This window comes from Alkalihalobacillus sp. BA299 (assembly GCF_017745675.1).
Taxonomy (GTDB): Bacteria; Bacillota; Bacilli; order Bacillales; family Bacillaceae_F; genus Alkalihalobacterium.
In genome coordinates this window covers 179,294-204,932 of record NZ_JAFLJM010000009.1, presented here as the reverse complement: position 1 = coordinate 204,932, position 25,639 = coordinate 179,294, and the positions used below count along the sequence as shown (strand labels likewise).

Annotated in this window: 27 protein-coding genes; 9 read left to right on the top strand and 18 right to left on the bottom strand. The window is 36.1% G+C overall.

Going from position 1 to position 25,639, the window contains the following annotated elements; all coding sequences use genetic code 11:
- Nucleotides 1-648: 648 nt before the first annotated feature.
- The 3 genes from J0N78_RS13885 to J0N78_RS13875 form a co-directional block, all read right to left on the bottom strand.
- The gene (locus J0N78_RS13885) at nt 649-786 is read right to left on the bottom strand and encodes a GapA-binding peptide SR1P (protein WP_247747305.1); all 138 of its coding nucleotides are present in this window, start codon (nt 784-786) and stop codon (nt 649-651) included.
- Between the two features lie 275 nt (nt 787-1,061).
- The gene (locus J0N78_RS13880) at nt 1,062-1,358 is read right to left on the bottom strand and encodes a DUF3055 domain-containing protein (protein ID WP_209123701.1); all 297 of its coding nucleotides are present in this window, start codon (nt 1,356-1,358) and stop codon (nt 1,062-1,064) included.
- A 212-nt stretch (nt 1,359-1,570) separates the two neighbouring features.
- Nucleotides 1,571-2,011 carry a hypothetical protein gene (locus tag J0N78_RS13875; protein ID WP_209123700.1) on the bottom strand — a complete coding sequence of 147 codons (441 nt, stop codon included), beginning with the start codon at nt 2,009-2,011 and terminating at the stop codon, nt 1,571-1,573.
- 253 nt (nt 2,012-2,264) lie between these two features.
- Between J0N78_RS13875 and J0N78_RS13870 the strand changes: the two genes are divergently transcribed.
- Nucleotides 2,265-2,699 carry a DUF1885 family protein gene (locus J0N78_RS13870; protein WP_209123699.1) on the top strand — a complete coding sequence of 145 codons (435 nt, stop codon included), beginning with the start codon at nt 2,265-2,267 and terminating at the stop codon, nt 2,697-2,699.
- A gap of 39 nt (nt 2,700-2,738) precedes the next feature.
- On the opposite strand, the gene J0N78_RS13865 is transcribed toward J0N78_RS13870, so the two are convergent.
- Nucleotides 2,739-3,809 carry a M23 family metallopeptidase gene (locus tag J0N78_RS13865; protein WP_209123698.1) on the bottom strand — a complete coding sequence of 357 codons (1,071 nt, stop codon included), beginning with the start codon at nt 3,807-3,809 and terminating at the stop codon, nt 2,739-2,741.
- A 195-nt stretch (nt 3,810-4,004) separates the two neighbouring features.
- Nucleotides 4,005-4,853: a polysaccharide deacetylase family protein gene (locus J0N78_RS13860; RefSeq protein ID WP_209123697.1), complete on the bottom strand. Its 849-nt coding sequence runs from the start codon at nt 4,851-4,853 to the stop codon at nt 4,005-4,007.
- Nucleotides 4,854-5,016: 163 nt separating this feature from the next.
- On the opposite strand from J0N78_RS13860, the gene J0N78_RS13855 reads away from it, so the two are divergent.
- From J0N78_RS13855 to J0N78_RS13845, 3 genes are all read left to right on the top strand, one after another.
- The gene (locus J0N78_RS13855; protein ID WP_209123696.1) at nt 5,017-6,066 is read left to right on the top strand and encodes an FUSC family protein; all 1,050 of its coding nucleotides are present in this window, start codon (nt 5,017-5,019) and stop codon (nt 6,064-6,066) included.
- Nucleotides 6,067-6,156: 90 nt separating this feature from the next.
- The gene (locus J0N78_RS13850; protein WP_209123695.1) at nt 6,157-7,773 is read left to right on the top strand and encodes a glycine betaine uptake BCCT transporter; all 1,617 of its coding nucleotides are present in this window, start codon (nt 6,157-6,159) and stop codon (nt 7,771-7,773) included.
- 144 nt (nt 7,774-7,917) lie between these two features.
- Nucleotides 7,918-8,328, top strand: a complete 411-nt coding sequence (locus J0N78_RS13845; protein WP_209123694.1) for a hypothetical protein — start codon at nt 7,918-7,920, stop codon at nt 8,326-8,328.
- A gap of 84 nt (nt 8,329-8,412) precedes the next feature.
- On the opposite strand, the gene lpdA is transcribed toward J0N78_RS13845, so the two are convergent.
- The 5 genes from lpdA to J0N78_RS13820 all read right to left on the bottom strand — a co-directional run bounded on the left by lpdA (nt 8,413) and on the right by J0N78_RS13820 (nt 14,576).
- Nucleotides 8,413-9,822 (bottom strand): dihydrolipoyl dehydrogenase, encoded by a 1,410-nt coding sequence (gene lpdA, locus J0N78_RS13840; protein ID WP_209123693.1) that lies wholly within the window; start codon nt 9,820-9,822, stop codon nt 8,413-8,415.
- A 3-nt stretch (nt 9,823-9,825) separates the two neighbouring features.
- Nucleotides 9,826-11,115, bottom strand: coding sequence for a dihydrolipoamide acetyltransferase family protein (locus J0N78_RS13835; protein ID WP_209123692.1), 1,290 nt, complete (start codon nt 11,113-11,115; stop codon nt 9,826-9,828).
- Nucleotides 11,116-11,286: 171 nt separating this feature from the next.
- The gene (locus J0N78_RS13830; RefSeq protein ID WP_209123691.1) at nt 11,287-12,264 is read right to left on the bottom strand and encodes an alpha-ketoacid dehydrogenase subunit beta; all 978 of its coding nucleotides are present in this window, start codon (nt 12,262-12,264) and stop codon (nt 11,287-11,289) included.
- 3 nt (nt 12,265-12,267) lie between these two features.
- Nucleotides 12,268-13,311: a pyruvate dehydrogenase (acetyl-transferring) E1 component subunit alpha gene (pdhA, locus tag J0N78_RS13825; protein WP_209123714.1), complete on the bottom strand. Its 1,044-nt coding sequence runs from the start codon at nt 13,309-13,311 to the stop codon at nt 12,268-12,270.
- Nucleotides 13,312-13,919: 608 nt separating this feature from the next.
- The gene (locus J0N78_RS13820) at nt 13,920-14,576 is read right to left on the bottom strand and encodes a YkyA family protein (protein WP_209123690.1); all 657 of its coding nucleotides are present in this window, start codon (nt 14,574-14,576) and stop codon (nt 13,920-13,922) included.
- Nucleotides 14,577-14,849: 273 nt separating this feature from the next.
- Between J0N78_RS13820 and J0N78_RS13815 the strand changes: the two genes are divergently transcribed.
- The 4 genes from J0N78_RS13815 (at nt 14,850) to rnjA (ending at nt 18,061) form a co-directional block, all read left to right on the top strand.
- A complete protein-coding gene (locus J0N78_RS13815) occupies nt 14,850-15,008 on the top strand; it encodes a YjcZ family sporulation protein (protein ID WP_209123689.1) in 159 nt (52 codons plus the stop codon).
- Nucleotides 15,009-15,147: 139 nt separating this feature from the next.
- Nucleotides 15,148-15,693 (top strand): peptide deformylase, encoded by a 546-nt coding sequence (gene def / locus J0N78_RS13810; protein WP_209123688.1) that lies wholly within the window; start codon nt 15,148-15,150, stop codon nt 15,691-15,693.
- A gap of 487 nt (nt 15,694-16,180) precedes the next feature.
- On the top strand, nt 16,181-16,390 hold the full coding sequence (locus tag J0N78_RS13805) for a DNA-dependent RNA polymerase subunit epsilon (RefSeq protein WP_209123687.1): 210 nt from the start codon (nt 16,181-16,183) through the stop codon (nt 16,388-16,390).
- 3 nt (nt 16,391-16,393) lie between these two features.
- A complete protein-coding gene (gene rnjA / locus J0N78_RS13800; protein WP_209123686.1) occupies nt 16,394-18,061 on the top strand; it encodes a ribonuclease J1 in 1,668 nt (555 codons plus the stop codon).
- Nucleotides 18,062-18,120: 59 nt separating this feature from the next.
- Here rnjA and J0N78_RS13795 read toward each other — a convergent pair whose 3' ends face one another.
- From J0N78_RS13795 to J0N78_RS13780, 4 genes are all read right to left on the bottom strand, one after another.
- Entirely contained in the window at nt 18,121-18,786 is a 666-nt protein-coding gene (locus J0N78_RS13795) for a potassium channel family protein (RefSeq protein WP_209123685.1), read from the bottom strand.
- Nucleotides 18,787-18,954: 168 nt separating this feature from the next.
- On the bottom strand, nt 18,955-19,110 hold the full coding sequence (locus tag J0N78_RS13790) for a hypothetical protein (protein WP_209123684.1): 156 nt from the start codon (nt 19,108-19,110) through the stop codon (nt 18,955-18,957).
- A 334-nt stretch (nt 19,111-19,444) separates the two neighbouring features.
- Nucleotides 19,445-19,903, bottom strand: coding sequence for a TlpA family protein disulfide reductase (locus tag J0N78_RS13785; protein WP_209123683.1), 459 nt, complete (start codon nt 19,901-19,903; stop codon nt 19,445-19,447).
- 89 nt (nt 19,904-19,992) lie between these two features.
- On the bottom strand, nt 19,993-20,544 hold the full coding sequence (locus J0N78_RS13780) for a peroxiredoxin (protein ID WP_209123682.1): 552 nt from the start codon (nt 20,542-20,544) through the stop codon (nt 19,993-19,995).
- A 440-nt stretch (nt 20,545-20,984) separates the two neighbouring features.
- On the opposite strand from J0N78_RS13780, the gene J0N78_RS13775 reads away from it, so the two are divergent.
- On the top strand, nt 20,985-21,824 hold the full coding sequence (locus tag J0N78_RS13775; protein ID WP_209123681.1) for a mechanosensitive ion channel family protein: 840 nt from the start codon (nt 20,985-20,987) through the stop codon (nt 21,822-21,824).
- Nucleotides 21,825-21,987: 163 nt separating this feature from the next.
- Here J0N78_RS13775 and J0N78_RS13770 read toward each other — a convergent pair whose 3' ends face one another.
- The 4 genes from J0N78_RS13770 to dapD all read right to left on the bottom strand — a co-directional run bounded on the left by J0N78_RS13770 (nt 21,988) and on the right by dapD (nt 25,596).
- Nucleotides 21,988-22,233 carry a YkuS family protein gene (locus J0N78_RS13770; RefSeq protein ID WP_209123680.1) on the bottom strand — a complete coding sequence of 82 codons (246 nt, stop codon included), beginning with the start codon at nt 22,231-22,233 and terminating at the stop codon, nt 21,988-21,990.
- Between the two features lie 221 nt (nt 22,234-22,454).
- Entirely contained in the window at nt 22,455-23,588 is a 1,134-nt protein-coding gene (locus tag J0N78_RS13765; protein ID WP_209123679.1) for an N-acetyldiaminopimelate deacetylase, read from the bottom strand.
- Nucleotides 23,588-24,802 (bottom strand): aspartate aminotransferase family protein, encoded by a 1,215-nt coding sequence (locus tag J0N78_RS13760; protein WP_209123678.1) that lies wholly within the window; start codon nt 24,800-24,802, stop codon nt 23,588-23,590. The genes J0N78_RS13765 and J0N78_RS13760 overlap by 1 nt, the downstream gene beginning before the upstream one ends.
- 71 nt (nt 24,803-24,873) lie before the next feature.
- Complete coding sequence (gene dapD / locus J0N78_RS13755) at nt 24,874-25,596, bottom strand: 2,3,4,5-tetrahydropyridine-2,6-dicarboxylate N-acetyltransferase (protein ID WP_209123677.1); 723 nt, start codon at nt 25,594-25,596, stop codon at nt 24,874-24,876.
- Nucleotides 25,597-25,639: the final 43 nt, after the last annotated feature.

Genomic DNA, 25,639 nt, shown 5'->3' with positions numbered 1-25,639 from the left:
ATGAGATAAAGGAAACACGGCGAGTGCTAACGAGTCGATGTTGACTTATCGTAAGGAGGAGAGCGAAGTCCACTAGACGCTGGGCGCTGCAGCTAGACAATAGAAAAGCGGAAGCGCCCGTTTAGCGACGTATGGACTGGAGCCCTCCCGTATGAGATAAAGGAAACACGGCGAGTGCTAACGAGTCGATGTTGACTTATCGTAAGGAGGAGAGCGAAGTCCACTAGACGCTGGGCGCTGCAGCTAGACAATAGAAAAGCGGAAGCGCCCGTTTAGCGGCGTATGGACTGGAGCCCTCCCGTATGAGATAAAGGAAACACGGCGAGTGCTAACGAGTCGATGTTGACTTATCGTAAGGAGGAGAGCGAAGTCCACTAGACGCTGGGCACTGCAGCTAGACAATAGAAAAGCGGAAGGTGTCTGCTTATCGGCGACAAGCGCTGGAGGGCCAGCAATTAGTGTCCTGACTTTTGGACACGTTTGATGGACCGAAACGACCTCGAGCCGATGACACCTGCAGCTAGACATCCTCGAAATTTAAACTTCTTATTCTTCCATAAAGAGACTGCCACCAAATGTCAGTCTTTTTTTAGATTTACATTAAAAAAAAAGAAGGAACTCTACATGTAGAGTTCCTCATATCAATCATTATTTTAATTTATTCACTTTATCTTTACACTTTTCGCATCCTGAACATTTTGCATACAGAGTCGTTACTTTTTCACCTTCGAAATGTTCAATTGTTGTATTGCAAGTTTGACAGACGATGATTCCCACAATTCCCATCTCCCTTAAATTTAATATTGGTTTTGTAAACGTTTTCTGATGTCTATGTATTTATAATAATATGTCATATTAACAATGTCAACACTAATTTGTATGACACATTTATATATTTTTTTGTATTTATTGTACAATAAAACCTTATCTACTGATTATATAGTTTCCAAACAGTCTAAGAATCACAAAGTTTTAGAAAATACCCAATAAAAAGAGGCTAACCTTATGTCTTATGTCAGCCTCTTTTTTGAACCTATTTTATTAATAAGTTTGTTTTTTGATTAATATTGCGGTTCTAATGGCATTGTCGGTAACGTCTTTTCAAAGAACGTTGCTAAATCCTCTGCCTCTTTTGCAGATCGAATATAAAATACTTTCTGAATATGATCTACATTATTTACATCGTCAGCACATAATAGCGCAGAACGGCCTGTTTGCATGCAGACCACTAGAGGTTTACCAAAGAACATGTTTGTATAGACAATGCCAAAATCATAACGAACATCGTCAGTAGTAAACCCAATAAATTGTACCTTCACATTTTCTTGCTCGTCGTATAAACGCTCAAACAAATTCATTTAGTCCACCTCCAAAATTATTCAAATATATATTGACAACTATATACAAAAAGGAGACGTCTTTTTGTATATAGCTATGTCCAAGAATTAAAAAATCTTATTTTACAGTTATCATATTCTTAATATTCTGATATCATTATAACCGATCTGAACATCTTAATCAACTAACTACTGGTATAATTTGTGAAAATATTTTGAATATTTAACTTCACCTAATTACTATATTGATTTTGGTTCAATTCTATATGCCTACAAATCTCCTGAACGAATATTAAATCCTCTTCGGTTATTTGATATTTCATTTTGGGTAAATGGAATACTAAAATTCCAATTAAATGATGATTTTCATAAAATGGAGCAAATAATCGAATGGAGTACCCAAGATCTATAGTAGAAATATGTCCTTTTATAGCACACAAACTTAAATGACCGTGACCAAAAAACTCTTTCGTTTCATATGAAATACTTCCAACACTAGAGACTAGTTGAAAAGAAATATCATCAGTTAAATATATCCCGACACTGTACCCTTCTATTATATATTTTCCAAAAGCTTCGATAATCCCATGATAAAACTCACTTTGAGAATTTGCATATTCAGTAACAAGCCCTACCTCAAGTCTAATTTCGTCTAATAAATCTGATTTATCCATACTTCTTCCCCCATTTTTCCTTACGAATATTAACGTTTTTCTCTATGGTCTTTTATCTTCTACTTAGTATTCCATTTTCTCAATATTTCACTATTCACTTATTCTATATTATTCTATTCTATATTATTCAATATGATGATTTTCATTACCTTGGTTCATTTCTCCTAATTCTCAATAATGTTGTCAGCAACCATGACTAATGCTAAGATAATAGGTGAAATTGAAAACGTTTTAAAGTTGGGAGTAGAAGTATATGTCTGACCATGCATTCATCAAGCTTGTTAAAAAGTCGACGCAACAAGATATAACTTTGGAAGAATTAAAAGATATTTTCAAATATTATCAAACCATTACAAAAAAAACAGGAAATCAATTAGATTGGGGTTATGGAGAAGCTGCTTTTCCATACCAAATTGCCGACCTTCCTGATAGTGATGGAAATTGGCTCTGGTTGAAAAGTAACGGTACAGCGAGATATAAATACATTGTTTTCGGTGTAGGGCATGAAACGATTGAAGATAGTGAGGGCAATGAAGCTTCACAAGCATACATACAAGTTATATTACCAGAAGGTGCTACACATGGCGACAAAGGTAAAGCCAATGAGTTTTGTAAGTTTTTAGGTAAAAAACTTCAAGCAGAGGTTCAATTATTTAACGGGAGAATTATGTATTTTTACAAAAGATAAGAACAGGCAATTACCTGTTCTTATCTTTTGCTTTATTTATTACTGTTTAAATATATTTTTTAGAACGGTCAGCACTTCATCTTGCTTTAAAGGCTTCCAAAATAATTCTCCATAGATTAAAAGATCTTGATGTAAATGTAACTCTGTTAAATCTTGATTAACTGCACCGCTTGTTCCTGAGTTACCAACATAACCTATAATAGTGTTTTCATCAATTTCTTGTCCAACTTGAATTTCTTCAGGAATAGCAGATAAGTGCGCAAAACGACTCATCACACCATTCGGATATTGTATCCATACTTGCCTTCCACGTAACTTATCGAATATATATTCAGGTGTTTCTCCTAAACTTGACGTAAACTTTAGATCTTTATTTCTGACTTCTGGAGAAGGGTATTCTTTATAATTATGGTCAGCTCGTACAACAATACCTTTTGCCATCCCATAAATCGGTGTTTCAATATTGATATCTCCACCTGATGCAAAATCATACCAATCTACCCCTTCATGATAGCCGTTACGATAAGGGCGTTTCGCACCTGGTAAATGACTAGGAATCGTACTAACTTGAGCTCCTTTAATCGGTTTTTTTAAAAAAGAAAGATAATCAATCATCTTCTCAGTATCCCAAGTTTCAAAATTAAAGTCAGATGGAGGTCCACCTACTTTTTCAACTGGTCCAAGCCACTCAAAAGAAACGACCTCTTTTGAATAATTAATGTCTAACCCAAGGCCTGCTTCAAGAAAAGAGGAAGGTAAATAAGGTCTATCATCTTCGATTATTAAATAGATTTCATCATTAGCTATATATTCACCATTTCTTTCTAACACAGGCACACCATCTATTAAATAAAACTGGTCATCATTAATCGTTAAATGTAATGTACGATGAATTGAATCATATTGAAGAGAACCAGCTGTTTCTGAAACTAAATCCTCTACTGGAAATCTTGCTTCATTTTTCGTAAGCTCTATTGGTAATTGAACGACATTACTCGGCTCTTTTTTAAGTTTTTTCTCAGGCAACTCTCCAAACTCTTTTTCCTCTGACTGACATCCTGTAAACAACATTACGAGAATGAAAAAACAATATATATATTTTATTTTCATTATCATCTCTACTTTCTAATAACGACTACTTCCATTCATTATTTTATCTTTTCGCCTATAACATGACAAGCTTCTACAAAAAAATACAAATTTCTTTATTCTTTCATAGAAAGGCTGTTTTCGTAAATCTCCCCAAAAATTAAAGCGCCTCAGCTAGTTATCAGCTTAGACGCTTCTTCATAAATTTATTCTTAGTCATTTTATTTCTTTAGGGTCAACGATTTTAAACCCTTTGTCTCTCAATCCTGTAACGATATCTTCTAATGCTTCCAGCGTCCACTTGCGGTCATGCATTAATAAATTAGCCCCATCGATCAGTTCTGGTGCGTTAACCATTATATCTACAAGTGCTTCTCTATTGGTATACTCTTTAAAATAGTCATACCCGTATGTCCAATTCATCCATTGCATGCCCTCTTCTTTTACTACTTGTTTTGATACGTCTGTATTAACGCCAAATGGCGCTCTAAAAAACCGTGGACGCTCCCCAATGATTTCTTCAATTTGATCGTTAAGCTCTACAATTTCTCTTTTTTGTTCTTCAGCTGAAAGCTTACTTAAATTTTTATGACTTATCGTATGATTACCAATTTCAAAACCTAATTCATGAATTTTCTTCAACTGTTCTTTCCCAGATCCTTTATTAATAAAAATTCCGTTCACAAAGAAAATCGCATTTACATCTAAATCATATAAAATTTGTGCCATTTCTGCTCCGTATTGATCAGGTGCATCGTCAATCGTAAAAAGAACGACTTTTTTTTCGACAGCCTCTTGAAGCGGCTGAATTAAAAAATTTGCTGGATTTAATTTATATTTTGGTTGCAACGTCTCTTCTACTTCTTCTATAGCCTCTTCTGTCGAACTTACCCCTTTGTCAATAGCATTATCTAATTCTTCTCTTTCCCCTACTTCCTCTACTTTTTCTACCTCGATATGGATTTCATCTTCTACCGGTAGACTTTCTTTTTCAGTACTACCAAAACCACTACATCCTGTAATAACTAAAATGAAACCGCACATTAGTATGATGAGATATCTCATATTTACACCAACCTAACCATTTATTAGATTTCAATGCCATGATAGACATCCTCTAATATTGAATATATTATCCAAATAAATTTTTAAACACACCTTTTCGCTGTATATCTAATAAATAGGAGTCCAATACTAATTATGGATGGTCGGCAAAGAAGGTGGTTATATGAGAAGCACAAAATGGATTGGACGGCGTGTGTTGAAAACGGGACTCTCAGTATTTGTTACAGCTTTCATATGTAAATTAATGGACTTACCTATCGTTTTCGCTATCATTACTGCAATTGTTACGACAGAGCCTACAGCTGCAGATTCATTAAAAAAAGGGGTCATTCGCTTACCAGCTGCTGCTCTAGGTGCTCTCTTTGCTGTTTTGCTTGAATTTCTAATTGGCCAGTCTGCATTAACGTATTCTTTAGTAGCCATGCTAACGATTGTTGCTTGTGCTCGATTAAAATTAGATACGGGAACATTGGTCGCAACGTTAACTGCTGTAGCTATGATTCCAGGTACGACAGATAATATGCTTCATGATTTTATATTCAGATTATCAGGAACTTCAATTGGAATTATCGTATCAACATGCGTAAACTATGTTGTCTTACCACCAAAGTTTGGTCCAATCGTCGTTCAACAAATTGAGACGTTATATTCAGAAGCCGCAAATAAATTGATGTCTCTTTTATATAACGAAACAGAAGAGCACCCTTTTATTACATATCGCCCACTTTCTCAACAGATAGAAAAAATATATCAATTAACACAGTTTCAATCCGATGAATGGAAGTATCGTCACTTTGAAGAAAATGAATTTCGTTCTTTTCAATATTTACTTAAAAAATTGCATTTTATTGAACAAATTAATTTAAGAATTGGCAACCTTACCTACCTACGAATAAAAAGAAGCTATTTCTCTGATTTCGAGTGGGATCTCTTAAAGAAAGCTATATCAACTCTTGCAGATATCTATAAAGATCCACTACATCAAATTAAGGATTGTCATCAAGAATGGATGAAGATAATAAAGGAAAACCTACATTATATGGAATATGATGATACAGATTTACTCTTTGTGCAAAAAGTTTTTTACGAATTGTATATCATCCAACAATTAACAATTGAATTAGCTGATGTAACAGAAAGAGAAAAAAGGTTTTCTCTTTCTGAACAATCATATCCAAGCTATGTTTTCCCCACAGAGGTACAGTATGATTAATTTTTATAAGATATATTATTTGAGTATTATTTAGTACTATGGTACCTTTATTAACGGAAAATTTAATAGGCAGGAAAGGAGTATATTTTTTTGAAGAAATTAACACCTGTGTTTTCTATTTCATTAATTATAGCAATTGCCTTTATTTTATGGGGAGTAATTGCTCCAAATCATCTTGATACAACAACAGCCACAATCCAAAGTTTTATTACCGAAAAATTTGGCTGGTTTTATCTATTAGCAACTACAGGTTTTCTCATCTTTGCTATTTATCTTATCTTTAGTCCGTATGGAAGAATACGTTTGGGAAAACCTGAGGATCGACCAGAATATAATTATTTAACTTGGTTTGCGTTTTTATTTACAGCAGGAATGGGAATTGGGCTCGTATTTTGGGGTGTTGCTGAGCCGATGTACCACTTTTATTATCCGCCAAATCCAGACGTTGATTCATATCAAGCAGCAAGTATAGCCATGCGTTATGCCTTTTTTCACTGGGGATTACATCCTTGGGCTGTCTATTCCATAGTTGCCTTAGTTTTGGCCTATTTTCAATTTAGAAAAGGTGCACCTGGTGTATTAAGTGCAGCATTTAAACCGCTCCTTGGTGATCGTGTCAACGGCCCAATTGGCACTTTCATTAATGTTATCGTTGTATTTGCAACCATTTTCGGAGTCGCTACATCACTTGGTTTCGGAACGATGCAAATCTCTGGTGGTGCTTCGAAGCTTATTCCCGGAGTAAGTAATAATCTGGTAACTCAGCTAATAATTATTGTCATTATTACGATCCTATATATGTTATCTGCTCAAACAGGTTTAAACAAAGGAATTCGCATATTAAGTAAAACGAATATCTATTTAGCCATTGGATTACTACTTTTCTTGTTATTCGTAGGACCAACTACATTTATCATGGGAGTTTTTACTCAAACACTCGGCAGCTACCTTCAAAATTTAGCAGGGATGAGCTTCCGTATCGATCCATTTAATCCTGAAACGAATTGGGTACAAGGTTGGACAATCTTCTATTGGGCATGGTGGATTGCATGGGCTCCATTTGTTGGAACATTTATTGCTAGAGTATCTAAAGGACGTACAATTCGTGAATTTGTTATCGGTGTTTTAGCGGTACCGACCATTTTTGGTGCCTTATGGTTTTCTGTCTTTGGAGGAACTGCTATATCACTTGATTTGCATAGTGATATAGGTATTATGAGCGTAATAGAAGAGCAAGGAATGGAGTTAGCTTTATTTGCGGTATTAGATCAGTTTCCTTTTGGGATGTTAATGTCTATCATTGCCATCTTACTGATTTGTTCATTTTTTATTACCTCTGCTGACTCTGCTACATTTGTCCTTGGTATGCAAACAACAAATGGTAGTTTAAATCCAGCCAATTCTGTAAAATTCATATGGGGAATTATACAGTCTGCAGCAGCTGCCGTGTTATTAGCATCAGGGGGATTAGGAGCTTTACAAACGGCTTCCATCATAGCTGCATTCCCATTTGCGATTTTAATGATTTTTATGATATTTTCTTTAATCAAATCATTACGGCAAGAAAAACCGATATTGTATCAAGATAAGCTTCGGATGAAGGATGAAAAACTAAGGTTAAGAGAAGAAAAGTTAAAATTAAAGGAAGAAATTGCAGTATTAAAAAAACAGATAAGCACTATTTCTAAAAATAAGAAAGAAGAGTAATCGAAAAGACGGTCAAAGTGATGACCGTCTTTTTATATTTACTTTTCTATTTCATTACATTTATGTTACTTCAGGTACAACCATAAAATGGCATGGTAAAATAATATCAATTAATTTATCCTTCATAGGAAGTGAGGTCAAAAGATGAGACAACATTTATCTTACTTGCTCTTAACGACCTTATTGTTTACTTCAGGGTGTTGGTCATCAGAGGCAACAACAAATCCACTCGTAACAGACAATACAGAATATATGACTGTCCTTTTTTCAAATGAGGAATCGATTCTAGAGGAAGCGAGTTTCTATGATGCATTATTAGAGATGCAACGATTATTCCCAGATAAACACTTCCCGTTCCAAATCGTTTACGCGAGCGAACGTAAAGTTATTCGTTATTTTAATGTGAATACATATCCAACTTTAATGGTTTTAAGTGGTGATGATGTACATTTAGTTATTGAAGGAAAGCATTCGAAAGAGGATATTATTGATATGCTCACTCATGCTTTAAATATGGAAGATAAAGAATTATCCTACCATGGAGCAGATGATTAGAACACAAATTAAATAAATAAATTGAAAAAGGCTGACCAAAAGTCAGCCTTTTTATAATTAAATTACAAAGCAATTAAATGACATTTATTTTACAATATGGATAGGCATACCAAGTGCTACTTCAGCAGTTTCCATTGTAATTTCACCTAATGATGGATGCGCATGAATCGTTAGAGCAATATCTTCGGCTGTCATACCTGCTTCAATAGCGACACAAGCTTCAGAAATCATATCAGATGCATTCGCGCCAGCAATTTGTACACCTAGTACTAAGCCATCATCTTTACGTGTGACCATTTTCATAAACCCATCTGTCTCATCTAACGATAAAGCTCGACCATTAGCAGCAAATGGGAATTTAGAAACAACAACGTCATAGCCTTCTTCTTTTGCTTCTTTTTCATTTAATCCTACAGTTGCAAGTTCTGGACCTGAGAAAACAACAGCAGGAATAGCAAGATAATCAACTTCAGCAGGATGACCTCCAATTGCTTCTGCTGCTACTTTAGCTTCATAGGAAGCTTTATGAGCAAGCATAGGACCAGCTACAATATCACCAATGGCGTAGATTCCATCGACAGATGTTTTACACTGTTTGTCAACTTTAATAAAGCCACGCTCATCAATATCAACACCGATTTGTTCTAAACCAATTTCTTCGGTATTCGGACGACGTCCAACCGTGACTAATACATAGTCTCCTTCAAACGTCTTTGTTTCACCTTTTACTTCAGCTGTAACTGTAACGCCACTATCTGTTTCTTCTACACCTTGTGCTAAAGCTTCAGTATAGAATTCTACACCATTCTTTTTCATACGACGTGTCACAAGCTGACTCATTTGTTTTTCAAAACCTGGAAGAATTTGCTTTCCGCCCTCTAATATAACAACTTCTGAACCAAGGTTAGAATATGCTGCTCCAAGTTCAATTCCAATATAGCCACCACCAATAACAATTAACTTCTTAGGAAGCTCTGTTAAATTTAGTGCACCCGTTGAACTTAATACACGTTTACTCCATTTAAAAGCTGGAATTTCAATCGGGCGAGACCCTGTAGCAATGATACAATTTTTAAACTTGTACGTTTGCGCTTGCTTATCGTCCATGATACGAACAGAATCTTTATCCGCAAAGTATGCTTCACCTTTAACAATTTCAACTTTATTACCTTTTAAAAGACCTTCTACCCCACCTGTTAACTTGTTAACAACAGATGCTTTCCATTCTTGCATTTTTGTGAAATCAAGGTTGACTTTTTCGACTGAAATTCCCATATTCTCAGATGAGTTAGCATCATGAAAACGATGTCCAGCTTGAATTAATGCTTTTGAAGGAATACAACCGACATTTAAACAAACTCCACCAAGATTACCTTTCTCAACAATCGTTACTTTTTGTCCTAATTGGGCAGCGCGAATAGCTGCTACATAACCGCCAGGGCCTGAGCCGATGACAAGAGTATCTACTTCTGTTGCGAAATCCCCAACTACCATTACTTATCCCTCCATTAATAACAATTGTGGGTCGTTTAATAAACGTTTAACATGATTCAAGGCATTTTGTGCTGTTACTCCATCAATTAGACGGTGGTCATAGCTAATAGATAAATTTAGTACTGGAGCAGCTACGATTTCTCCATTTTTAACCACCGCTTTTTCTTCAATACGGCCGATACCTAAAATCGCTACTTCAGGATGGTTAATAACTGGTGTAAACCATGCTCCACGTGCTGAACCTAAATTAGAAATTGTACATGTGCCACCTTTCATTTCATTCGGGCTAAGCTTACCATCACGAGCTTTTACAGCTAATTCACTAATTTCTTGTGCAATGGTATAAATGGATTTGCGATCAGCATCTTTAACTACCGGTACAACTAACCCTTGATCCGTATCAGCTGCAATACCAATATTGAAATAGTTTTTGTACACAATCTCTTCATTCACGTCATCAATTGAAGCGTTAAGAGCAGGGTATTTACGTAACGCAGCAGTTAATGCTTTTACTACGTAAGGTAAGTATGTTAATTTAACACCTTGCTCAGCAGCTGCCTCTTTATATTGCTTACGATGAGCAACAAGCGCAGTTACATCGATTTCATCCATATGAGTAACATGAGGCGCTGTATGTTTAGAGTTAACCATCGCTTTAGCAATTGCTTTACGGATACCTTTAAGTGGTACACGCTCTTCATTAGCACCTTCTGGAATAGCAACAGGCTCTGCTTGTTGTGCTTTTGGTGCTGCCTCTTCAGCAGGGGCTGCTTCTTGAGTTTGTGCTGGTGCTTCAGTTTGTCCACCTGCTAAATAACTATCGATATCTTCTAGTACGATACGACCATTATTTCCTGTTCCTTGTACCGCACGTATGTTAACACCTTTTTCACGAGCATATTTACGTACTGAAGGCATAGCAATAACACGACGACTTTCATCTACTTCTTCTGTAGCAACAGGCGCAGCCTCTTTTGGTTCCTCAGCATTTACTTCCTCTTTAGCTGGCGCTGGTGCTTCTTCTTCATGTCCATGAGCCGATTGAGGTGCTTCACCATCATAATCTATCGTAACAAGAACGTCTCCAACTACTGCAACTGTACCTTCACTTACTTTAATGTCTAATATTTTACCTTCAACTGGTGATGGAATCTCAACTACAGCTTTATCATTTTGTACTTCAAGTAAAATATCATCTTCTTTGACTTCGTCACCTGGCTTTACAAACCACTTAACAATTTCACCTTCATGGATACCTTCACCGATATCAGGAAGTTTAAATTCAAATGCCACAAAAAGCGCCTCCCTTTGTCATTTAATTTGAGACTGATAATATTTCATAAAAATTTCAAGAAATCTATATCCAGCAGCCTTATTATTTTATACTAAGTATTATCTATAACCTTTGAAATCGTGAAAAAAGACTGAAAAAGAAACCAATCGACTTCTTTTTCAGTACATTAATTAAAAATTAACGACTTGCTTTGCTTTTTCGACGATGTCTTTATAATCAGGTAGCCATACATCTTCAGCAGCCGCAAATGGGAAAACTGTATCTGGTGCAGTTACTCGTAAAACTGGTGCTTCTAAATGTAAGATTGCACGTTCAGTAATTTCTGCCATTACATTTGCAGCAACACCTGCTTGTTTTTGTGCCTCTTGTACAACGACTGCACGATTCGTTTTTTCGATAGAAGCAACGATTGTTTCAATATCTAATGGACTCACTGTACGAAGGTCGATAACTTCAGCATCAATACCCTCTTTTTCTAACTCTTCAGCTGCTTTTAATGAAGAGTGAACCATTGCACCATATGTAATAATTGAAATGTCTTTACCTTCACGTTTTACATCAGCTTTACCAAGTGGAATTGTGTACTCTTCTTCAGGTACTTCGCCACGGAATGAACGATATAATTTCATATGTTCAAGGAAAATAACTGGATCGTTATCACGAATTGCTGAAATTAATAAACCTTTTGCATCATAAGGAGTTGAGGGGTAAACTACTTTTAAACCTGGCGTTTGCGCAACTAATCCCTCTAAATTATCAGCATGTAATTCCGGCGTTTTTACACCCCCACCTAATGGTGAACGAACTGTAATCGGTGAATGATATTTACCACCAGAACGGTAACGCATACGAGCCATCTGTGCTGCTACCGAGTCAAATACTTCGAATACAAAACCGAAGAATTGAATTTCCATTACCGGACGGAAGCCTGTTAAACCTAATCCGATCGCTAACCCACCGATACCAGATTCAGCTAATGGTGTATCAAATACGCGCTCTTCACCGAACTCTGCTTGTAATCCATCAGTAGCACGGAATACTCCACCATTTTTACCGACGTCTTCTCCAAATACGAGAACATTTTCATCTCTTTTTAGCTCATTACGCATTGCATCCGTAATAGCTTGAATCATCGTCATTTGCGCCATGGATTATTTCGACTCCTTTGCTTTATATTCTTCCATTTGTTCTTGTAGGTTATAAGGAAGTTCTTCATACATAAATTCAATTAAATCTGTCACCTTTTGTTTCGGTGCCGCATCAGCTTGTTTAATTGCTTCTTTGATATCTTCTTTTGCTTTTTCTACCATTTCGTTTTCCATATCTTCTGTCCATAAGCCTTTGCCTTCTAAGAATTTACGGAAGCGAACTAATGGATCTTTCTTCTCCCACTCATCATCTAGATCACTAGTACGATAACGTGTTGGGTCATCTCCAGCCATAGTATGTGGTCCATAACGGTAACACATCGTTTCAATTAAAGTCGGCATCCCTTCATTGACCGCACGTTCACGAGCCTGCGTAGTTGCAGCATAAACCGCTAAGATGTCCATTCCATCAACTTGGATACCTTCAATCCCTGCTGCAACTGCTTTTTGAGCAATAGTTTTTGCTGCAGATTGCTTTTCAACAGGTACTGAAATGGCAAAACGGTTATTTTGTACAACAAATATTGCTGGAGCTTGGAATGCACCGGCAAAGTTCATTCCCTCATAGAAATCCCCTTGAGAAGCTCCACCATCACCAGTATACGTAATTGCAACGTTCTTTTTACCTTTACGCTTGAGTCCAAGAGCAACACCTGCTGTTTGAACGATTTGCGCTCCAATAATGATTTGAGGCATTAAAACGTTTACACCTTCAGGCATTCTTCCGCCTTCATAATGTCCACGTGAATATAAAAATGCTTTGTATAACGGGAATCCGTGAAATACCATTTGTGGGATATCACGATAACCAGGTAAAATCCAATCTTCCTTGTCTAATGCATATTGAGAACCTAGCATTGATGCTTCTTGCCCTGAAACCGGAGCATAAAACCCTAAACGTCCTTGACGGTTTAAAGAAATAGCACGTTGATCCCAAATACGGGTATAAACCATACGACGCATCATTTCTTGAAGTTGTTCGTCAGATAGCTCAGGCATTGCAGCCTCGTTAATAACTTTTCCTTCTTCATTTAAAATTTGAAACATTTCAAACTGATTTTCAATTTGTTCTACTGTTTTCGTACTCAAGTTCTTCACCTCTTCCTTTCTAATAAACGCCTAACTGGCATATTCTTAATGTGGATCTTTACTATGTTAGCATTGAAACTTTTATAAAAAGTAACATGAATACCCATTTTCTAGGATACCCATTTTCACTTGATTCCAATACACTGTTTACAACGCTCGTAGCAAGTAACCTCTTCTTTTATAGGTTAAGGTTGGATATCACTCTTTTGAAGAAATCGTCATCTAATCTTTCATCTGTAAAAAAAGTATGTAATATATTAAATACCCAATGAATTATTCCCTTAACCAAATATATGATGTTTTAAAACTGTATCAATATTTTTTAAAAATGACTGATACAATTTTTCTTTCAGGATTTAGTCTACATCACATTGTTTTCCCCCGTCAATCCTTTTGCTTAACAATTTTTAAAAAAGCTATTTAAAAGTTATCTATATATAATTTAAAAACTGTGTTATATATCAAAAATAAATTATGTAGTACAGAATAATACAATAACAACATAACACCATAAAAATGAAGTTCAAACTAAAAAGGAAATGCCTAAAAAGACATTTCCCTTACTTTTATTCTTCAAATGTAACATCTAATTCAGCCAGTATATAAAACTCTTTCTTTAGCTTATTATATGCTTCTGTATATTCATTAAATTCATCTTTTGCTTTCATTACAACTTCATAAGCTTCATTGATTTGGTCAATCTTTTCTTGTAATTCATCAATTGTTAAATCTTCTTTTTGAAGCATTATATACAATTCTTCATCTAAATTTAGTGCTTTTTCATATTCATCATACAACACATGATAGCTGTTAATTCGATCCTCCATTGTTTCCATTAATTTAATGGAATGATCTTTAATTTCTTCTTCTTTAATATTTTCAATTTCAGGTTCTATTTTTATAAACTCTTCGTAGCCTGCTTCAATACTCATTTTTTCTTTATCTATTAATTCCCTTCGTTCTTGAACAATAGAAATTGCTTGATTAGAAAGTTCTACAATTTCCTCAAACTCAGACATACCTAACTTTATAATTTGTTCATATATTTCATGCTCTTTCTTTTCCGCAGCTACAAGTGGTTCCTGTTGTTGCTCAAAAACCTCCTCCAATACAACCGCCTTCTCCAAATGAGTATACATATTTTCTGCAGGCTTGCTTCCACAGGCACCGAGGAACAAAACCATTACTACACCTAAAATAAAGCTTAAATGCTTCAGTTTCAAACCGAATACCTCCCATCCCCATAATTCCCAATTATACAACTTCATTCACTAAAACATTATACAAAAATCCACCATTTGACAATATTTATTTCATTACGACTTGTACATTTATAGATAGTATATTTAGATTTTAAAAATTATAGTACCTAATATCAAAGTTCAATAAAGTTTTTATTATAAATTGGGTATATGACCAAACAGGAATTTATTTAGCGCATAGTGTATTAGTGAGTCGCGAGATAGCGATGTAATTCTTAAAGGAGGTCATGAAACATGCACGGATATGGATGCTATGATCCTTGTGGATACGGTTATGGAGCACCAGTAGCTGGAGCTTATGGACCAGGTTACGGACGCGGAAGAGGCTTCGCTTTAATCGTTGTTCTCTTCATTTTATTAATCATTGTAGGTGCTTCTCGTTACGGCGCTTAATTTGCTTATAAGAAAACGGGAGTTCAATCGACTTCCGTTTTTTCCGTTTTGGACTTTTTTGGTATACTATAAATATGGAATTATTTTATGAATTGTATATTATACATATGGACTAGAAAAAAAGGGGTTGTATGAAAAAATGATTACGATGAAGGATGTTATTCGAGAAGGTCATCCTGTCTTACGACAAATTGCAAAGGAAGTACCTTTACCACCATCAGAAGAAGACAAACAAACTTTAGAAAAAATGCTCGAGTTCGTTATTAATAGTCAAAACCCTGAGATTGCGGAGCAATACGGTCTACGACCAGGAATTGGACTTGCTGCTCCACAAATTGGAATTAGTAAAAGAATGATCGCTGTTCATGTATATGACGAAAATGACAATTTAGTAAGTTGTGGTATGTTTAACCCTAAAATTATTAGTCATTCTGTTGAACTTAACCACCTTGAAAATGGGGAGGGTTGTCTTTCTGTTGATCGTGACGTTCCTGGAATTGTCCCAAGATATTCTAGAATTACAGTTAAAGGAACTACACTTGAAGGGGAGGAAGTTACTTGGCGTTTAAAAGGGCTTACCTCCATTGTATTTCAACATGAAATTGATCATCTTAATGGTATTATGTTTTATGACCGCATTGAAGGTTATGAAGGAAAATTTAAAAGAGCCTTACCTAAATTGTAGAAAAGACGTGACTCCAGCAATGAGGGTCACGTCTTTTCCGTTATCAAGGTAATACATCCATAGAATAACGATGCCAACGTACATTATCAAAGTGTTCATGTCCTCTCATTTGAAAGAGAAATGCTTAAATTAGCCAGTAATTACCTTGTAGTTTTTTTTTCTTTTTTCCACATACTAAAAACAAAATGATAGGGCTTTAAACATTACTTCCTACAAGGAGGAAAAGAAATGCTTAAGAAGCTAAAACGAAAATTAGTGAAGCACTGTCGTGGACTCCTTCCTAAAAAAAGACTTGCTCAAAGTCCACAATAATAAGTAGAACTACAATGGGGGAAAAATCTTAACAATTTCTTCCCCTTTTTTACATATGAATATGAATAATATTGAAAAAAATTGGCAAAGAAGAATAAATGCATGAAAATCTAACCAATTTCATTTATAATATGAAAATAAATACAAGGTTGAACCATATAAAAGGAGAGGTATTATGATTTACAAAGTTTTTTATCAACCAAAACCAGAACAAGTTCCTGTTCGGGAAAATACAAAATCTTATTATGTAGAAGCAAACAGTGAGCGAGAAGCTCGAAAAAAACTTGCCGACAAAAACATTAGTATCGAATACGTACAAAAGATTTCTGGAGTATTTCTTGAGTATGAAAAACAAAATCCTAACTTTAGAATAGAACAGGGGTAACATATGAAACAAGCTAAACCTAATCAAGCATCTGTATTCGCACTAGGGGGGCTAGGTGAGATCGGCAAGAACACCTATGCCATTCAGTACCAGGATGAGATCATTTTAATTGATGCAGGAATAAAATTCCCAGAGGACGAGCTACTGGGAATTGATTATGTTATTCCTGATTACACATATTTAGTTCGGAATGAAGAAAAAATTAAAGGTTTGTTTATTACGCACGGACATGAAGACCATATTGGTGGAATTCCCTATTTAATGCGAGAGGTAAATATTCCTATCTATGGCGGTAAACTAGCTCTTGGTTTAATAAAAAATAAGCTAGAAGAGCACGGACTTATTCGTAAAGTTAAAATGCACGAAATCCATGAAGACCAAGTTATCAAGTTCGCGAATACATCTGTTACTTTTTTCCGTACAACACATAGTATTCCTGATGCCTATGGAATTGTTGTAAATACTCCAGCTGGAAATATCGTCCATACAGGAGATTTCAAGTTTGACTTTACACCAGTGGGAGAGCCAGCAAACCTCACTAAAATGGCTAAAATTGGTGAGGAGGGTGTACTTTGTTTACTTTCAGATAGTACGAATAGTGAAATTCCCGAATTTACAATGTCTGAGCGAAAAGTCGGAGAAAGTATTGATAATATCTTCCGTAAAGTAGAAGGACGCGTTATTTTTGCCACTTTCGCTTCAAACATTCATCGCTTACAACAAGTAGTCGAAACCTCTGTGCAGTACGGGAGGAAGATTGCAGTGTTTGGTCGAAGTATGGAATCGGCTTTGACGATTGGACAAGAGCTTGGTTATATACGTGCTCCAAAAGGGACGTTTATTGAACCATCTCAATTAAATAAGCTCCCTGACAACCATGTAACTATTTTATGTACAGGAAGCCAAGGAGAGCCGATGGCAGCTTTATCAAGAATTGCATTTGGTACACATCGCCAAATTCAAATTATCCCTGGTGATACCGTTGTGTTTTCATCTTCACCTATTCCAGGAAACACACTTAGTGTAAGTAAGACAATTAATCAACTATACCGGGTTGGTGCAAATGTTATACACGGTTCACTAAGTAATATTCATACTTCTGGGCATGGTGGACAAGAAGAACAAAAGTTAATGTTAAGACTAATGAAACCGCAGTATTTCTTCCCTATTCATGGTGAGTATCGTATGTTAAAAATGCACACGAAGCTAGCTCAAGACTGTGGCGTTCCTGAAAAGAATTGCTTCATTATGGACAATGGTGAAGTATTATCGATGAATCGAGAAGAAGCCATGATCTCCGGCAAAGTCCCTTCAGGATCTGTATATGTTGATGGGAGTGGTATTGGAGATATTGGGAATATCGTTTTGAGAGATCGCCGTATCTTATCGGAAGAAGGTCTAGTTGTAGTTGTCGTGAGCTTAAATATGAAAGAATTTAAAGTTTCGGCAGGACCTGATATCATTTCTCGTGGCTTCGTTTATATGAGAGAAGCTGGTGACTTAATTCACGAAGCACAACAACTGCTCGCTAAACATCTAGATGAAATAATGGAGCGTAAAACAACACAATGGTCAGAAATAAAAAATGAAATTAGTGACATCCTTGGACCTTTCCTTTACGAACGTACAAAGAGAAAGCCAATGATTTTACCAATCATTATGGAAGTATAAAACTAGAATCAATCAAAAAGGCTGACCTCTAGTCAGCCTTTGATTATTTATTAATATAATTAGTCCTCATCTAATAACTGTTTTTCAAAACGATCAATATCTTTATCAGCACCAATGACAATTAATATATCTCCCCGAATGATTTTCTCATGAGCTTGCGGTGATACATTTATATTTTCATTCCGTTTAATAGCCATAATATTTATTCCGTACTTAGCACGAATATCTAAGTCAATTAAAGTCTTTCCGTGCATTTTTTCCCCTGCAATTAACTCTACAATACTATATTCATCAGAAAGCTCTAAGTAATCCAATACATTTTTGGAAACAATGTGATGTGCGATTCGTATACCAATGTCTCGCTCTGGATGGACGATTTCATGTGCACCAATTTTTTCAAGCACCTTTTCATGATAGTCATTTTGTGCTTTTACCGTAATATGTTTTACACCTAACTCATTTAACATTAAAGTTGTTAAAATACTTGATTGAATATCGTCTCCAATAGCTACAATGACGTGATCAAAGTTTCTAATCCCTAAATTTTTTAATGCAATTTCATCTGTCGAATTGGCAACTACTGCATGAGTTACGATGTCTTTATATTCATCTACTTTTTCAGGAGATTGATCGATTGCCAAGACTTCCATACCTTGCCTAATTAATTCTTTACAAATGCTGCCACCAAATCTCCCTAAACCAATTACAGCAAATTGTTTTTTCATGACATTTCTTCCTCCATCCAAGCCTTGTTACTCTATTTTACCATAAACAATGGTGAATGGTGATTCATAAGTCGTTGAAGTGAGGACAACCCTAACAAAGTGTCGGTCACCCATTTTGGCTTTGAGTCACCCTTCATACTTAAAATAATCGATTCCACGTCTGTTGCCCTAACTAACAACCTCTAAGTCGTGACACCAGCTTATAGAACCTTCTTTATCTACTACGTAATGATAACCAATCCCTGGCCACCCTAAGCTATTTACATGATATCTCGCAAAGGCATCCGCACTACCTGTTTTTGTGGCACTTTGAATGAATAGCAATATTTTTAATGGCCCCTATAGAACGGCGCCGATACGTGCGACTTCCGTGTTTGGCTAAAGAATTTCGTTTGTCTATAATATTCATCAAATTACCTCATTACTTATATATGGCAATAAGTTAAAAAAGGTGTTGCGTTCACTATCGCCTTGATTTACCGATCATTTTCCGTTCATATTTTTATATAAATTACCTACTTTACGAACAGTATCATTGCTCTTTGCTAATAATTAATTTATACAAAGCAAAAAGCAGACAGAATCCCAGTCAGAGGAAACCGCCTGCTACAGTTGCTCATATTAATAATTTATCTCGTAAACGAATAGCTGTAATTTTCTATTCTTCTTTTATCCCTAACACGCGATTTACTCGCTTGGTCAACATTTTCATACCGCTTCCACCAGCCTGGAAATGCCGCAGCTGACCATCTGCATCAAATACGTAATATGCTGGAACGTACTCATTTTCAAACGAGTCAGTAATTTTATGCTGATTATCTACAGCAATTACTTGTGTAATCCCATGTTCTGCAGCTACTTGTTTGATTTGCTCTACATCCGTATCTTTTTCTGAACGAGGCATATGAATAGCAATGACATTTAACTTGTCCTTATACTTATCACGAAATTCATTAATATTCGGCATCGCCTCTTTACATAAACCACAAGAAACTGACCAAAAATGAAATAACGTTGGCTTATTTCCTACTAAATCCTCTTTGTTAACCTCACTGCCATTTAACCACTCCGTTGCACCATTTAAATCAGGCATTGGAGAACGTAACTTTAGCGCCATAATATTCCCTCCTATAAAATGATTAACTAGTTGAAAAAGGTCTAACATAGCTGCTAGACCTTTTCCTTCATATATAATATGACCTTATATTATACGTTTAATGTTTCTTGACCTGGCTTCCAGTTCGCTGGGCAAAGTCCGCCAGTTTGTAATGCTTGAAGTACACGTAAAGTCTCATCTACATCACGGCCAATGTTATTATGGTTTACAACAGAGTACATTAATTCACCTTCAGGGCTGATGATGAAAAGACCACGAAGTGCAATACCAGAATCTTCAATTAATACACCATACTCACGAGAAACTTGGTGGTTAGTATCTGCAGCTAGTGGGTACTTTAACTCACCAAGACCATTATCATCACGAGAAGTGTTGATCCATGCCTTATGTGTATGAATTGTATCTGTAGAAACCCCAATAACTTCTGCATCTAAATCTTCAAACTCATCATAACGATCACTTAAAGCAGTAATTTCTGTAGGGCAAACGAATGTGAAGTCCATTGGATAGAAGAATAGGACTGTCCACTTATCGTTTTTCATGTTTTCTTCTAAACTTACTTTTCCAAATTCCTTGTTCGGTAAAACAGCATCCATTTCAAAACGTGGAGCTTGTTTTGCTACCATACGCTTATCTGACATATGTACATACCTCCTATTAATTATTACATAGTTAATTATAAGAGAAAGGTTATTTTTAGTCAATATTAAATTATAATTAATTTAAATTACTAACAAATCCCTTCTCTTTATCACACTATAGCTATTATACCCACACTTTTCATTACTAAACTTTAATTTTATGTAAACAATTATAAATGTTTTTTTACAAAAAAACGAATAATATGCATAAGAAATTCTCATTTAAATATATTCTTTGGAAACAAATCGTTTTACTTTCTTTTTTTGGGGGAATAAAATAAGGGAAGGTTGTAGACCAAAGAGTATAATTATTGAAAAATGTATGTTTACTTTAATTTTAGGCACTGATAATGTTTAGTTTTGATTTTCAACAATACGCTTTAACACAACCTTATTTAAAAGCCCAGCAAAAAAAGAAAAAAATAGGAGTGGTTTTGTGTATGTATCAATGGTTTCAAAATATTAACTGGACGTCATTACTAGAAGGGGCCCTTATTAATACCAGTCAAGCGCTATTAGCTATTTTTGCATTTTTCATTGCAAAAGCGATTGGAAATAAATTAATTAGTTCCAGCTTTTCTAAAATGCAAAAACAAAAAGGCATGTCAATGGGGAGAGTAAAAACACTGGAAAAACTAACAATGAATGCCTTTTCCTATGTCCTCATCTTTATTTTTATTACGGTCATTATCAGTATTTTCGGTCTCGATGCTACAGGATTAATTGCCGGTGCTGGGATTATCGGACTCGCAATTGGTTTTGGTGCTCAAGGATTAGTAAGTGACATCGTCACCGGTTTTTTTCTATTATTAGAACGACAAATCGATGTAGAAGATTACATTACAGCAGCAGGAATTAATGGAATTGTTGAAGAAGTTGGTTTGCGTACTACCATTATTAGAGGCTTTGATGGTACATTACATTACATTCCTAACCGTAATATTTCAAGTGTAAGTAATCACTCTAGAGGTAATATGAGAGCGTTAGTAGATATGAGTATTTCTTACGATGATAATATCGATAAAGCTGTTGCTATTATGCAAGAAGTTTGCGACCGTATTGCTAGTGAGGATGACAGAATTAAAGAAGGGCCAAACGTAGTAGGAGTACAAAGCTTAGGTGCTTCAGATGTAGTAATTCGAGTAATCGCGAAAACTACTAATATGGAACAATGGGCCGTTGAACGTACATTACGTAAAGAATTAAAAGAAGCGCTCGATGCTAACGACATAGAAATTCCATTCCCGCATCAGGTGTATATTGAAAAGAAGAATGCATAAAGTCGAAGTATATTACTTCCACTCCTTTTCACCCTTAAGCACTAGTAAAAGTGGAAATCCTGTTAACTCTTTATCACTGCACCTTATTAAGTAAATAAAGGTGCCTGATACCAGCAAATAAAAAAGATGAGGCCACATAGAAAAAGTGACCTCATCTTTTATTTTAGTGATTTAATTTTTGCTCGATTTGTTGGCAAACTTCTTCTGCAGTCATTCCTTGTGCCGAAATTACTGAGCCCGCTGTAACAGCATTTTGTATTCCCATCATATTTTGGTCTTGTCCTGTAATTACGCAACAATCACAACCTTGAGCATCTTGCTCCTGTTTTAATTGAACCACATCATATCCTCTTGATTGAAGCTCTTGTTGTACATCCGTTAACGATTGTTCCACACCAATTCTTGGCATGTCATACACCTCCAAAAAAACATATCAATTATTTGTTACAATGTTAGGATGTACTGAAATAGGATTTTTATTCTAATTTTATCACCTATCTAAAATAGCCAAAATCTCTGATTTCCGCAGTTACATTTAATTTGAATAGTTGGAAAGGTATCTCTCCAGTTCAGTTCCTTCCATTCTTTTAATGCATACTATTTCTCACAAACCTACCAATTCCACTACTATCAACGTTTATCTAATTTATAGTGTAAATATTGGATTAAGTGATTTACAGCAACTTCTATCGCCTCTTCTTTCGGCTCTAAGCGATTATCATGAAGACCGTATAGACTATTCACACCAAGCCAAAACATAAATCCTGGGATTTCGGCTAAAAAGTAGCCAAAATCTTCTCCTGTCATCGCTTCTTTACACTCAATCATTTCTACATTTGTTTGTTCACGAGTAAAGTTGATAAACTCCCTAGTAAGCTGTTCATTATTATAGACTTGGCAATAATTAGCTCCGTAATCAATCGTTCCGCTACATTCAAAGCCTGCTTCAATCCCTTGAACGAGCGCCTCAATTCGTTGCTTTACTTTTTGCATCGACTCGATAGATAACGTCCGGATTGTCCCTTCAATTCGAGCTTTCTCAGCAATAATATTTTGTTTCGTTCCACCTGTAATTTTTCCAATCGTCACTACTGCCGAATCAAGTGGATCGACATTTCGGGCCACGATGGACTGAAGTTGGGTAACCAAATGCGCGGAGGCCACGATCATGTCTCTAGTTGTATGAGGATAAGCCGCATGCCCCCCTTGCCCTTTTAAATTGATAAACAGTTCAGATGTATTTGCAAATAGCAAGCCTTCTCTCGTCGCAATCGTTCCTACAGGATATTCTGGAGCAATGTGCAACGCAACAATTTGGTCAGGTCTCCACTCTTGTAAAATAGAAGATTCTAACATCGGTTTTGCCCCACCCGGACCTTCTTCTGCAGGTTGAAATATAAATAAAAGATGATCTTTTGGTTGTACTTTTGAAAAATGTGTAAGTACACCTAGAGCAATTGTCATATGGAAGTCATGCCCGCACGCATGCATCTTCCCTGCATGAGATGACCGAAAAGGATATGAGGTTTCTTCATCCATCGGTAAGCCATCAATATCAGCACGGTACCCAATCATCTTTGCAGGTGCACTACCATGAACTTTTACGAATATCCCTGTTTTCCACTTTTTAATTTCGAGATGTTCCTGTGGAAGTTTAGCGATATACTCCAACAAAAACGCTTGAGTCTTCACTTCTTCAAATCCTAGTTCTGGAATTTGGTGGAGTGCTCTTCTCGTTTCAATTAATTTTGCAACATCTATCATTATTTAAGCTCCTTCTCTTTAACAAGAAGAAGTTTTGACTCGAACACTTCAACAAATTCATTTACTTCACTTTCAGTAAGAGTGAGTGGTGGTAATAGACGAATAATCGTTTGTTGAGTGACATCCACTAAATACCCCTCTGCTAACAGATCATGTTGGAGCGCCTTCGCTTCTTCCGACTGAAGTGTCGTAACAATACCTACCATCATCCCTTTTCCACGAATTTCACTAATAATTTGAGGATTTTTCTCTTTCAAACCATTTAATTTTCTGTACAAATAATTAGAGCGCTTCACAGAATTGTCAAGCTCTCCATCCTCTAACAAGACTCTTAACACTGTATTTCCGAGAGCTGCACTGAGAGGTGATGGAGCAAATGTCGTCCCGTGATCACCTGGTTTAAAAAGGTGACTTAACTTGTCAGAAACAATAATTCCTCCCAGTGGGAGTCCACCACCAACGCCTTTAGCAAACAAAATCAAATCTGGTGATATTTCAGCATGCTGGTAGGCAAATAATTTTCCAGTACGACCGATACCCGTTTGAATTTCATCCATACAACATAACACACCATATTGTTTAGCTAAACGAGAGACTTCTCTTAAGTATTCTTCATCTAATGGTAATATCCCACCTGAACCAAGTATAGGCTCCATCAGTACTGCAGCGGGCTTTTTTGTCTGAAACACTTCTTCAAGCTGCTCGATATTATGAGGCTCAACCTCATACACTGGCATGTCCGTAACCGGAAAATCCTGATACACACTAGGCTGGCGAGTTAGTTTCAAAGCCCCTAATGTCCTGCCGTGAAAGCTCTTTTGAAGTACTACTACACCTTGAAGATCTTTATCACTTTCTTTTGTCCATTTATGGATAAGTTTTAAAGCAGCTTCTGTAGCTTCAGCACCAGAGTTTGTAAAAAATACTTTCCCGTTAATCGAATGGTTAACCAACTTTTGCGCCAACTCGATAGCTGGTTGATTTAAAAAGACATTTGAAATATGTAAAAATTTCTCGCCTTGCTCTCTGATCGTCTTTACGATTTCAGGGTGAGAATGACCTAAAACATTAACAGCTAGGCCTGTAAATAAATCTAAATAACTTTTTCCCTCCGTATCAATCAGCCGGTTTCCTTCACCTCTTTCAATCGTAATTGGAAGACGGCTATAAGTAGACATCATATATTGCTGATCAAGGCTTTGCCAATTCGTCATATAAAATACCTCCTTCTTCAGATAGAATTGAGGCATCCATCAAGCAAAGGCTCAATGAATGCCATTAAAAATTAATTATCTTCGTTTAAACGACGTAATTCTTGTTTAATTTCTGTTTTCCCTTTTGTTTTCTCATCAATCTCTTTGATGACTCGAGCTGGAGTACCCGCAACAACTGTGTTTGGAGGAACATCTTCTGTTACTATTGCTCCTGCAGCTACTACCGCGCCTTTACCGACTGTAACACCTTCTAAGATTACTGCATTCGCTCCAACCACTACGTCATCTTCAACGACAACTGGCTTAGCTGAAGGTGGTTCAATGACCCCGGCTAATACAGAACCTGCTCCAATGTGGCAGTTCTTACCTACTGTAGCTCGCCCACCCATAACTACGTTCATATCAATCATCGTACCTTCACCGATCACAGATCCAATATTAATACTCGCACCCATCATGATTACCGCATTGTTACCAATTTCTACTTGGTCACGAATAATTGCGCCTGGCTCGATACGTGCTTGAATGTTTTTCATATCTAATAGAGGAATCGCTGAATTGCGACGATCATTTTCTACTATATAGTCTTCAATTTTTGCTTCATTTTCTTTAATAGCCGCTTCAATTTCATTCCATTCACCGAATAATACTCCTACATCACCTGTAATAAACGCTTTTGTTTCAGAACCAAAGTCAATTCCTGCCAAATCACCTTTAATATGTACTTTTACCGGTGTCTTTTTGACACTATTTGAGATAAAAGAGATAATTTCATTTGCATCCATCATTTTCATTATACTAGCCTCCAATAATTTCTTTTCAAGGTTTATAAGAAAA